At 44.5% G+C, this 11,873-nt stretch carries 10 protein-coding genes, 1 tRNA gene and 1 pseudogene; 8 read left to right on the plus strand and 4 right to left on the minus strand.

Features of this window, described 5'->3' with window-relative positions:
* Positions 1-13 precede the first annotated feature (13 nt).
* The 3 genes and pseudogenes from T3H97_RS07340 to T3H97_RS07350 all read left to right on the plus strand — a co-directional run.
* Positions 14-661 (plus strand): hypothetical protein, encoded by a 648-nt coding sequence (locus tag T3H97_RS07340; protein WP_328802144.1) that lies wholly within the window; start codon positions 14-16, stop codon positions 659-661.
* A 63-nt stretch (positions 662-724) separates the two neighbouring features.
* Entirely contained in the window at positions 725-1,567 is an 843-nt protein-coding gene (locus tag T3H97_RS07345) for a barstar family protein (protein ID WP_328802145.1), read from the plus strand.
* 216 nt (positions 1,568-1,783) lie between these two features.
* Positions 1,784-2,068 (plus strand): annotated as a pseudogene (locus T3H97_RS07350) (hypothetical protein); the annotation flags it as partial.
* Positions 2,069-2,110: 42 nt separating this feature from the next.
* Here T3H97_RS07350 and T3H97_RS07355 read toward each other — a convergent pair.
* Positions 2,111-2,416 carry a hypothetical protein gene (locus T3H97_RS07355; protein WP_272640194.1) on the minus strand — a complete coding sequence of 102 codons (306 nt, stop codon included), beginning with the start codon at positions 2,414-2,416 and terminating at the stop codon, positions 2,111-2,113.
* 165 nt (positions 2,417-2,581) lie between these two features.
* On the opposite strand from T3H97_RS07355, the gene T3H97_RS07360 reads away from it, so the two are divergent.
* Both T3H97_RS07360 and T3H97_RS07365 read left to right on the plus strand, forming a co-directional pair.
* Positions 2,582-2,655: transfer RNA gene (locus T3H97_RS07360), tRNA-Pro, on the plus strand.
* Between the two features lie 112 nt (positions 2,656-2,767).
* Positions 2,768-2,899 carry a hypothetical protein gene (locus T3H97_RS07365; protein ID WP_328802146.1) on the plus strand — a complete coding sequence of 44 codons (132 nt, stop codon included), beginning with the start codon at positions 2,768-2,770 and terminating at the stop codon, positions 2,897-2,899.
* 5 nt (positions 2,900-2,904) lie between these two features.
* Here the strand turns inward: T3H97_RS07365 and T3H97_RS07370 are convergent, their stop codons facing one another.
* Positions 2,905-4,176, minus strand: a complete 1,272-nt coding sequence (locus T3H97_RS07370; protein WP_328802147.1) for an MFS transporter — start codon at positions 4,174-4,176, stop codon at positions 2,905-2,907.
* 696 nt (positions 4,177-4,872) lie between these two features.
* Here T3H97_RS07370 and T3H97_RS07375 point away from each other — a divergent pair.
* The 3 genes from T3H97_RS07375 (at position 4,873) to T3H97_RS07385 (ending at position 9,710) form a co-directional block, all read left to right on the plus strand.
* On the plus strand, positions 4,873-7,764 hold the full coding sequence (locus T3H97_RS07375; protein WP_328802148.1) for a 2-oxoglutarate dehydrogenase E1 component: 2,892 nt from the start codon (positions 4,873-4,875) through the stop codon (positions 7,762-7,764).
* 5 nt (positions 7,765-7,769) lie between these two features.
* A complete protein-coding gene (gene odhB, locus T3H97_RS07380) occupies positions 7,770-9,068 on the plus strand; it encodes a 2-oxoglutarate dehydrogenase complex dihydrolipoyllysine-residue succinyltransferase (RefSeq protein WP_328802149.1) in 1,299 nt (432 codons plus the stop codon).
* A 111-nt stretch (positions 9,069-9,179) separates the two neighbouring features.
* Complete coding sequence (locus tag T3H97_RS07385) at positions 9,180-9,710, plus strand: YfiT family bacillithiol transferase (protein ID WP_165176181.1); 531 nt, start codon at positions 9,180-9,182, stop codon at positions 9,708-9,710.
* 95 nt (positions 9,711-9,805) lie between these two features.
* On the opposite strand, the gene T3H97_RS07390 is transcribed toward T3H97_RS07385, so the two are convergent.
* Complete coding sequence (locus T3H97_RS07390) at positions 9,806-10,813, minus strand: alpha/beta fold hydrolase (RefSeq protein ID WP_328802150.1); 1,008 nt, start codon at positions 10,811-10,813, stop codon at positions 9,806-9,808.
* 25 nt (positions 10,814-10,838) lie between these two features.
* On the minus strand, positions 10,839-11,813 hold the full coding sequence (locus T3H97_RS07395) for a type I phosphomannose isomerase catalytic subunit (protein WP_328802151.1): 975 nt from the start codon (positions 11,811-11,813) through the stop codon (positions 10,839-10,841).
* Positions 11,814-11,873 lie beyond the last annotated feature (60 nt).

Raw genomic sequence — 11,873 nt, forward strand, 5'->3', positions numbered from 1 at the left:
AGGTTTGGTTGGAGTGGTAAAAAAAGCTGTTTTATTCGTGATCATCATTGTCATTGCATATATAGTTGTATCCATTACAACAGGAAGTCCAATTGAAAGAGTCCAATTTCGGAGCAACGTTACTGACTACCTACATAAAACATACACTATGAACTGGAAAATTGACTCAGTAGATTATGACCTTAAGAATGATAAATTTATAGCTAATGTGATCTCTGGCGCAGGGATTTCTTTTTTGGTGGATGAAGACTATTATGGGCAAATGATGGATAACTACGCCTCTTCTGTGTGGAGGGATGAGCTAAAAAAAGCTGTAACACAAAAAACAAAGGAAGTTACAGGTTCAGATGCCGAAGTCATCGTAAATGTTAATCTTATTAGAGAGTATGGTATAACATACCATGATAAGGTCCCAAGCTATTCTATGGTTAGTCAGAAACTCTCCTCAGAAGCTTCGATTTATATTAAGGGTAACTTCTCAACCATTCATTATCTGCAAGAGATGTTGGAAATAAAGCAGTGGATTGTTGAAAAGAAGTATGATGCTTCGTTAACATTTAAGTCCGAGAAGGAGAAAATTTATTTTGCAATACCTGCAGAAGATCTAAAAAAAATAAAAAGTGTAGATGACTTTAAACCTTATTGGCTTCAAATTAATTGATTATTGCTCTATTCCGAAATGCTAAATGCTACATTCCTTAAAATTATTGTGAGGAGATATGATATGAAATATAGATTTGCTTTCATTGACGATGAAAGTGGGCTCACAGTTGGCTATTGTAGAGATGTGGTTGGTTTAACGGGTGATATCATTGTCGAAACATATGAAAAGGTCATTTTTGAGCAATTTGTATTTAACGAAGAATTCATAGAAAATATAACAAAGACAAAACAATCTGTATACAACTTGTACATTGCTATTTTAAATGATGAAGAAACAGTGATTGGAAGCTATCATTATCATCTACCTGAATCCTACATAATCCATAAACTAAACCACAATAAAGGAAACTTCAATCTGGAGTTAACAGGTATACTTGAAACGAAGCCCTCCCCTGTGGAATTAAGATTATGGGAGTTTTTAAAGGGCGCTCAGTCGCTTGAAAATAATATATGGCAAGACTTTTCTAAAGAAGAACGGTCCGGCTGGCTAAACGTGACTAGAATACATTCTGCATCTAATCATTTTGTCAGACTGGATAAACGAGGAGAAGTCTACACCTTAGACGGCGAATACATATCTGATTTTACAACATTTTTTATAGCACTTGGTGAAGCGATTAATGGACCCGGAGGGTACTATGGATTTAGCTTGGACAGTATATCGGACTGTCTCTGTGGAGGTTTTGGAACAGTAGGACCGTTCACGATCCATTGGAAAAACGCACATTATTTCTTGGAAAGATTCGAGGAAGAATGGGATCAAGAAGAGAGATGTTATGGATTTTCACCACAGCAATATTTTATGGATCTTTTAACGATCTTAGTATCAGGTGGTGTTACCGTGAATTTTTTTTCGAATAAGATAGCAAAGCAAGAAGGGGATTTTGAAATGGATATAAATTAATGCAACCACCTTTTTGCATATAGATATTTGGGAAGGTATCTAGGGAATGTACAGATTCAAAGTAAAAGTGCTTTGGAGTTAGAAAAGGATCATTCAGAAACCCAAGTCGTATGTTAGCGTCACTGGTTTGACTAAGGAAATAGAAAGGGATTACGGTGTCAAATCTAATTGAGCGGGAAGATCGGTAAAAAAGTATTTTAAATATTATACAAAGAACAGAATGGCATACTGTGTTTGCGCCATGTGAAGAAGGTGGAGCAATCATTTCATACGCATCTTTATCTGGATGGAGAGAGCGGAGGCTTGCAACTGGCAGAGGGTGTACAAGGGGAAGTTATGCAAGTTGTCACGGAGATCATCGAACGCTTACGCGCTAAGGATGGACTGGCATTTTTATTCGATGAACTGCTGTGGCTACATGGTAGGGGACCCATTGAATTAAACCTTTTCAATAAGAAGGATGAAATGACCCCAAGTGGCAGACAACTTGCTACGAAATAAATGATTCTTATGCTCTATATCATGGAACTTGTAGAAAAAAAATTATGATTTCAGTGAATGTACCAGTTGTTGACTGATGGAAATGAGCGGATATCGAATCAATATGGTCAATTCCAGCATCACAGCATCGGCAGAAGGACTAAAGCCCCAATCACCTCCGAATAAAATGTTTTGCTGCTGCTCTAATATAGGTGACTGAGGTTCTTCCAAGCCATATTGTTCTTTGATTCTCTCTGTCGTTTCATGATCTATGACAAGGTTATCCTGTGCAAAGGTATAGCAGATAGGAACACTTAACTGTATTAAAAGAAGTAATGCAATGGGTATAAGTAATTTTTTGCTTTGCATGGTTAGCTCCTATGATCTCTGTTTTTGACTTCTTAACTTTTGTATCTACCATAAAGAAAACAACTTAAAAATGCAACGAAAGAATGAGGAAATAATCCCTTTACAGGATTTTATGACCAGAATATAATGGTAAATAACAGCATCGATCTACATACACTGGGTTATCGGGGTATAGCGCAGCTAGGTAGCGCGCACCCTTGGGGTGGGTGAGGTCGTGGGTTCGAATCCCGCTACTCCGATTTCAATCAAAATGTCCTGCTGATGCAGCTAATGCGTCTGCCGGGCGTTTTTTTTTGAATATTACATACCCTATCGGTCTTTGTCTCAACTGGATTTTGATGAGCTAGTCGTATGCAACGAATGCATGTACTTGTGGAGCATTTGAGAGGAGATATGATGAAGCCACTTCTGCACTGGATTCGGAGGCAGAAGTGGCAATTCAACAATCACTGGCGGAATGGTCTGCTGTATGACTTTTTTTAATTTGCCTATAAAGATCCCTGAAGGGCCTTAGAAGAAGTGCTGTAATCAGCATAACGGGGAAGCACAATAGTGTAGTATATTCCTACAATAACGGTACAGACCCCAACTAATAAAAACAAGAACTCAATTGAAATAAATGAAGGAAAGCTTATAGCAATGAAACCTAATGTAAGAGATTGGGACAGCATCATTAACGGATTAATCAAGCCTTGCACACGTCCCATCATTTGAGGATCTACAATACGAGGAAGCCATCCTCCTATGCCAATGTTAATGAACGGAAGTATCAGTGCAATGACAAAATTGATAATCAGAAAAGCATAGAGGTGGTTAACAAATCCAAGTATGCACATACCTATTCCGGCTACCAGAACTCCCGCTGCAATCATTTGGTGTAGCTTTAGCTTGGCGGAGATGAGAGAAGCGATTAGGGTACCAAGCAACACACCAGCTCCAAAAATAATACCTGTCCAAACCATATACTGCTCATAGTTGCCTGGAGCTAGCTTATATTTAAGAATAAACATCGGTAAAACGCTAAAACCACCATTTAAAATACCGAACATAAAAAAGCCTGAAACCAACCAAAGCAATAGTCTGTTGCGTAATATGTAAAGAAACCCTTGTTTAAAATCGATCATGACAAGTTTGAATTTTAATTGTTTAAATTGATGTGCCCCGTTCGGAAGGCGTACTTCCTTTGGAATTTTGCAGGAACGAATAAGCAGTGCAGATACAATAAAAGAAATAGCATCAATTAGGATGGCTCCAGTAATTCCAAAGTGCCAGTAAACGACGGCCCCCAGAGTTCCTCCAAATAACATGAAAAGACTCCCCATCATTTGATTGAGGCCTGCGGCAATGGTGTAATCATCTTCGCTTAATATCCCCTGTATAATGGCACTTTCAGCTGGGAAGAAAAATTTGGAGGCAGCACTACGGATAAAGAGGAGGGCAAATATCAAAGGAATCGAATCGATCCAAATAAAAATAAGCAAACATAAGGATAAAAAAGCGCTGATCCAATCACAATTAACAGCAATTTTTTGTCGGTCCATCCGATCTGCCAGCACTCCTACCACGAGAAATACTACCAGCATCGGGAGCGAATACATTAACTCGGCAAGCGTTGCATAGTATGGCTGGTTTGTAAACCGTTTCAACAAATAAAACATGAATGCAGTAACCCCGATAATTCCTCCCATTTGTGAGGCGAAGGTTGCCAGAAAAAACCTGACATAATTCTTGTTTCTGAGTACTTGTTTTAATCCAGTCACAGTTCCATCCCTTTCGCTTTCAAAGCGGTTTTTAGATGCCTAATTAAAATAATAGTGAAAAGTAGGAATATTGTACAGAAAAGTGACTTTAATGTCACTTTAAGTTTGAATTTGCATCGTATCGGACCCTCTGCCTTCTAAATTCTGCTGTTAACGAAAATCATAGCAGGGTGGACTGGGAAGTTGTTTTTAAAATGGTTTAGTGTAGTAGGATGTGCAACATAACTTAAATAACCAGCCGTCAGTTGATATCCGACGGCTGGTTATTTAAGTTGCCAGGTGTTTGATTCCTGACTCACAAATGGGCGTCAGTCTCCAATCAAGCTAAATCCTCGCCATTTGGAGTGATTACCTTTCTATAAGTCAAAGCTTTTCTTCTTTTTGTAGAACGGCTTCTTTTAATTGTCCGATATGTTATCTGAAATAATCCATACGGTAATCGTCTATAATGGGGGGGAGAATTACAGAATGACCCGATTCATCTCATTTACGCATGGATATGTTGAGAAAAAGGAAATGCTCATAGCTAGAAAACTTTATACAATGGAAGAGGAATAAGAACTGTGAAATTCGACTTTTGATGAAGGATTTCATATAATGTGAGCATATTGTGAACAACTTAAATTGAAGATTAATAAAAAAATGAAAATGATTTCCGTCCAGCTATGAATTTCAAAATTTGACGGAGGGAACGAGATGACAATGGAAGAGAGCAGCAGACAGGTACCTTGGCAGGCGTATTACGGACCTAATCTAGGTTATGTGCAGGACCAGTATGAAAAGTATGTAGCGGACCCCGGAACGGTTGACCCGGCTTACCGCGAGCTATTTGATCAATGGGGTGAGCCGCCACAATCCGAATACTCGGCTGCTTCCATGATAGACAACAAATTGCAAGGCCCCCCCACAAGTGCTTTGGGGCACCTTGATTCGAACACATTACAGAAAGCGGTTACAGCGGGGAAAATGGTGTGGAATATCCGTGAATACGGACATTTAGCCGCCCAGATCGATCCGCTAGAACTGGATGCAGAGCAGGATACACGCTTGCTTAATCCAGCATCCTACGGTTTAACTGAACAAGACTTGAAGGCTTTTCCAGCCTCTTTAATATGGGATAACGCTCCTGCGGGAACACTTAACGGATGGGAAGCCATTCAACGGTTACGTGTAGCATACACAGGTCCGATTGCCTATGAATTTAGCCATATTCATAACGAGGAGGAACGCCGCTGGCTGAACAGCTATGCAGAATCCGGCTGGTCCTCCAAGCCACTCACAACACAGGAGCGCAAGTCGTTGCTGGGCAGATTGGTAGAAGTAGAACAGTTCGAAGAGTTTTTGCATAAAACATTCGTCGGACAGAAACGTTTTTCCATCGAGGGTAATGATGTGCTTGTCCCTGTTCTCGACGAGATTATTCGTCTAACGACAAATGCAGGAGCAAGTCATGTCCTGATGGGTATGGCGCATCGCGGCCGTTTGAATGTACTAGCTCATGTGCTGGGCAAGCCTTACAGTAAAATTTTCTCTGAATTTCATCATTCGCCGAATAAGGATTTGATCCCGTCGGAAGGTTCCACAGGAATTAACTACGGCTGGACTGGCGATGTGAAATATCATCTGGGTGCTGATCGTTTTGTAAAAGATGGGGGAGCGGTGCAGGCCCGTCTGACATTGGCGAATAACCCGAGTCACCTGGAATATGTAAATCCGGTGGTACAAGGATTTTCACGAGCTGCACAGGAAGACCGCAGTGAGGCTGGATATCCGAAGCTGGATGTGAGCAAGGCAGCTACCATTATTATGCATGGTGATGCGGCTTTCCCAGGTGAAGGTATCGTGGCAGAATCACTTAATTTCACGAATTTGCGTGGCTTCCGTAATGGCGGAACGGTCCATATTATTGTGAATAATCGTTTGGGCTTTACGACAGAGAGTGTCGATTCGCGTTCGACCCGTTATGCCAGTGATTTGGCTAAAGGCTATGAAATTCCAATTGTGCATGTGAACGCGGATAATCCTGAGGCCTGCATTGCAGCGGCACGTATGGCTGGTGAATATCGCAATCGTTTCAAGAAGGATTTTTTGATTGATCTGATTGGTTACCGTCGTTATGGTCACAATGAATCCGATGACCCGGAAACAACACAACCGCTGGTATATCGTAAGGTGAAGAATCATCCGACGGTGAGCAAATTGTATGCTCAAAAGCTGATGAAGCAGGGGATTGTGGATGAAGCGTTTAGTGCCGACCTCATTGAAAAGGTCCAAAACAGACTGAAGGAAGCGCATGAGCATGTGAAGAATCAACCGGAAAAAGAACCGGAAATGACTCCTGTGAAGGCTAAAAAGAATGAGAGTTCTATGGTACGTACTGCAGTGGAATTGAAAAAACTGCGCCAAATCAATGAAAACTTACTCAAATGGCCACAGGCTTTTCATGTATATCCGAAGCTGGATCGAATTTTACAGCGTAGAAAAACCGCTCTGAACGAAGGGGAAAAGGTAGATTGGAGCTTGGCGGAGACGCTGGCTTTGGCCACCATTCTCGCAGATGGCAAGCCTATTCGTATGACAGGTCAGGATGCGGAGCGAGCTACATTTGCTCACCGTAACCTTGTGCTGCATGAGCCTGAAACAGGCCGTACACATTGCCCGTTGCATACATTGCCGGAAGCACGTGCTTCATTCAGTATTCATAACAGTCCATTGTCTGAGGCATCTGTCCTCGGCTTTGAATACGGTTATAACGTGTATTCTCCTGAAACGTTAGTGATTTGGGAAGCACAATTCGGCGATTTTGCCAACTGTGCACAGGTTATTTTTGACCAATTCATTTCCGCAGGCCGTGCCAAATGGAGACAGAAATCGAGTCTGGTGATGCTGTTACCGCATGGTAGCGAAGGACAAGGACCAGAGCACACGAGCGCACGTCTGGAGCGTTTTCTCCAGTTGTCCGCACAAAATAACTGGACTGTCGCTAATTTGAGCAGTGCCTCACAGTATTTCCATCTGCTGCGCCGTCAGGCTGCATTAAGCGAAAGTGAGGAAGCCCGTCCGCTTGTGATGATGTCGCCGAAGAGCCTGATTCGTAATAATCGTGTCGCTTCGCCTGCTTCTGAATTCAGCGAAGGAGCATTCCGTCCTGTGTTGGAGCAGCCTGGTCTGGGTGCACGTCCAGATCGTGTAGAGCGCATTGTACTATGCAGTGGCAAGATTGCCATTGATCTCGAAGAAGCATTGGAAAAGGATAAGAATGAGGCAGAAGAGCGTCTGCATATTATTCGTGTGGAGCAGTTATACCCTTTCCCAGAAGAGGAAATTCGAAATATTTTCGGCCGCTTCCCGCATGTTAAGGAGTTCGTATGGGCTCAGGAAGAACCTAAAAATATGGGGGCTTGGAGTTACATTGAACCTCGTCTGCGGAATGTAGTGCCACAGGGAGCGGAAATTCGTTACGCAGGCAGACCAGATCTTTCAAGCCCGGCCAGCGGTTATCAGCAAGTACACAGCCTAGAACAACAGCGAATTATTCAATCGGCGTTGAAGCAGGATTCCAAAAACAATATTACACTTGGGAGGTAGCGGCTGTGAGCGATATTATAGTGCCAGCAATGGGAGAATCCATCACGGAAGGAACAATCTCCAAATGGCTTGTGAAGGAAGGGGATTCCGTAGGACAGGGAGATGTTCTACTGGAGCTGGAAACCGATAAGGTCAATCTGGAAATTAGTGCGGAAGAAGCAGGTGTGGTTCAGAAAATCCTTCGTCAGGAGGGAGATACTGTAGTCATCGGTGAAGCTGTTGGCTTGATCGGAAGCGGCAGTGGTGGTGCGGAATCAACCGGTGCTGGAGAAGTAGCAGCGACTCAAGCGCCAGAAGCACCGTCCGTAGCGACTTCACCGTCTTCCGTAGGAGGCGCCCTTAAAGCAGAAGAAAAGTCTGCACCGCCTATTTCATCGAATGGCGACGGGAATGGCCAGACGGCATCACCATCCGCCCGGAAGTTGGCGCGTGAGCGCGGGATTGATCTTGAGCAGGTACAGGGAAAGGACCCGCTCGGACGTGTTTTCCAGGAGGACGTAAAAACGCATAACAGCGCTGAAGTGTCACGTGCAGCATCTGTACCTGCGTCTCCCGCTACTAGCAAGCCTGCGCCTCCGTCTCCAGCACAAACGGAGTACAGCAAGCCTGTGGAACGCCAGCGGATGTCTCGACGCAGAGCGACGATCGCGAAGCGTCTTGTTGAAGCACAGCAAACAGCTGCTATGCTCACCACTTTTAATGAAGTAGATATGACCGCCATTCTCGATGTGCGTAAACGCCGTAAAGATAAATTTAAGGAAAAACATGATGTAGGCTTGGGTTTTATGTCCTTCTTTACAAAGGCAGTGGTTGGCGCACTCAAGCGCTTCCCTACCGTGAATGCAGAAATTAACGGCGATGATATCGTACTGAAAAAATACTATGATATCGGGATCGCTGTATCTGCCAAGGAAGGTTTGGTCGTGCCAGTTGTACGGGATGCCGATCGTCTCGGCTTTGCTGAGATCGAGAAGAGTATTGCAGATTTGGCTGGCAAAGCACGCTCCAATTCGCTTTCTCTGGCCGACTTGCAAGGAGGAACTTTTACCATAACCAATGGAGGTATTTTTGGTTCCCTGCTGTCTACGCCCATTCTCAATACGCCGCAAGTGGGTATTTTGGGAATGCATAAAATCCAACTTCGTCCGATTGCCATCGACGAGGAACGTATGGAAAATCGTCCTATGATGTATATCGCCTTATCCTACGATCACCGGATTATTGACGGTAGCGAGGCGGTTCGTTTCCTGGTAACGGTCAAAGAATTGCTGGAAGATCCAGAATCATTGTTATTGGAAGGATAAAATAAATCGGGCAAAAGCAGACTCTTGCGAGTCTGCTTTTTTTCCTGCATAGTTATAACATAAGGCAACTGATATTATAGGCAGTAGATGTAGAGAAGGGCGGGAACTGTTTTGGACAAAGACTTGCGCTATCCGATAGGATCATTCGTTGTTCCAGACACCATTACAGAAGAACAGCTTATCGCATGGATTCACGACATTGCTGAATTGCCTGCACAGCTGCGTCAGGCGGTCGAAGGACTGAACGAGCAGCAGCTAAATACGCCTTATCGCGAAGGGGGCTGGACGATTCGGCAGGTCGTTCATCATGTGGCAGACAGCCATATGAACAGCTATATCCGTTTTAAGCTGGCGCTGACGGAGGATACACCAACGATCAAGCCATATGATGAGGGGCGTTGGGCCGAAATACCAGACGCCAGGGAGCTTCCACTGGAACCTTCGTTGCAATTGCTGGAAGGACTGCATGAACGGTGGGTGACCGTGTTACGATCGTTGGGAGAGGATCAGCTACACCGAACATTTATTCATCCTGAATCGGGCCAGACGATCCGCCTGGAACGAAACATCGGCATCTATGCTTGGCATGGCAAGCATCACACAGCTCATATTACTTCCCTGAGAGAACGAAATGCATGGTGATTTTTAAAATTATACCCAGATGAATATAACGGAATAGAAAAGAAACCTTTAATCCCACTTTAATCGTGGTTTTAAAGGTTTCTTTTCTTATTTCCTCATAAGGCTGATGACTTGGGCGAGTTTGATTGTCCGGGTGCCTCGGAGTCTCCAGACAATGCGGAAACGGAGGTCACCCCTGTGTTAACATGACGATCGAGCCAGTCTACGATGTCACTCATCACCTCGTCGCGGTTTGTTTCATGAAGCATCTCATGGCGACCGTCAGGGTAGAGGCGATATTCGATGTCCTGAAGCTCTAGGCTTCGATACATTTCCACTAGTGACAACACACCTTTACCGAACAAACCCACTGGATCACGATCCCCGGCAAAAATATAAACTGGCAGTTTGGGATTGATGTGTTTCAGCGAGGAAGGCAAGTGGATTTCTTGCAATAGCCTGAAAAAATCCAGAAAAAAGCCTGTCGTGCAAATAGCTCCGCATAATGGGTCGTGTACGAACTGATCTACTTCCTCAGGATCACGGGACAGCCAGTCAAACGCCGTACGCACCGGACGAAAGGCGCGGTTAAAGCCGCCAAAGACCATAGCGTTAAGAAGCATGCTGCGATGATCCATTCCTTGCAGCTTGGCTTGCAGTAGAGCAACTTGCTCTCCGAGTTTTAGAAGACCACGTCGTCCGTTGGTTCCCGATAAAATAAACCCGTGATACGTCTGCCGATCATCATACATAATTTTCTGGGTTAAAAAGGACCCCATGCTGTGACCCAGCAAAAAACGAGACTGATCAGGGAATTCCTTAGCCGCAATTTCGCCTAGCTCCAGCATGCCGTTTGCCATTCGATTAAACGCATTGGCTCCCGGCCTACCCAGCTTATCAGGATCACCAGCCGTGCGCCCGTGACCGATATGATCGTTGGCATACACACCATAACCGCAAGCTGTAAGCTTTTCGGCCAGTCGGATGTAGCGATAGGACGTCTCGCACATACCATGCGAAATTTGAACAATCCCCTTAATGGGCAAATTCTGATCAGGCAGCCAGCGGTAGGCAAAAAGCTCTGTTCCGTCATTTTCAGCGATGGTGAAGGTGTATTCCCGCATAATTAGACATCACATCCTTTAAGCCTTAAGGAAGATAAGATCTAAGTACGGTCATTCCGCCATTCAGCGTGTAACCGTTCAGGTTAGCCGGCAGCAGGAAGCAATCTCCAGCTTTACAGGAAAGAGACTCCGTATTATGGTTCCATGCTATGGACCCACTGCCTTCACAAATCACGAGAATGGTGAAGCTGTCTTCCGTTGTAGAAAGTGCCCAACTTCCATCTACGATACCCTTTTCCACAATAAAATACTCACAGGCTGCCAGCTGGAGCCATTTTCCAGGCCGTAAGCCGTCCGTTTTCATCGTTGTTGCCCCTGCACCTTCGTAGGAGGTTACATTGAGGGAATCCTCGATATGCAACTCACGAGGCTTGCCATCCAGTCCGGGGCGGTTGTAGTCATATAATCGATAGGTAGTATCCGAATTTTGCTGGATTTCAGCAACGACAACGCCTGCACACAGTGCATGTACGGTTCCAGCGGGGATGAAGAACGTATCGCCTGCTTCGACTGGAACCTGGCGCAAACTGCCGAGGATATCCCCACTTTCAAGAGCTGTGCGCAGACTCTCGCGGGTTACACCTTCGGTCAGACCATAAATAATCTTGGCATCTGGCTTGGCATCAAGCACGTACCACATTTCAGTTTTTCCTAATTCTCCGGCTGGAAGTCCTGCGTAATCATCTGTCGGATGCACCTGAACGGATAAGTCATCATTACAATCCAGTAGTTTGATCAAAAGTGGGAATCGCCCGCCTTTTTCCGATACACCCTTGGCCCCGAGCCAATCTTGCCCGTAGGTCTCGCGGATTTCATCCAGTCCTTTGCCTGCCAGCTCACCATTGATGACCGTTGTTGTTCCGTTTGGATGATCGGCAATCATCCATCCTTCCCCGATATGTCCTTCTGGTGGGGTTAGACCAAATTGCTCTAAGGCCCGTCCTCCCCAAACTCTCTCTTTGAACTCAGGTTGAAATTGCAGCGGGTATGGCTTTAGCATAATTTCTCTCCTCCATAATGAGTAATGAGTGCGACCTAACAGAATAGGGAAATCAATAAC

Origin of the sequence: Paenibacillus sp. LX16 (assembly GCF_036252815.1) — a bacterium.
In the GTDB taxonomy this organism is placed as follows: domain Bacteria; phylum Bacillota; class Bacilli; order Paenibacillales; family Paenibacillaceae; genus Paenibacillus; species Paenibacillus polymyxa_B.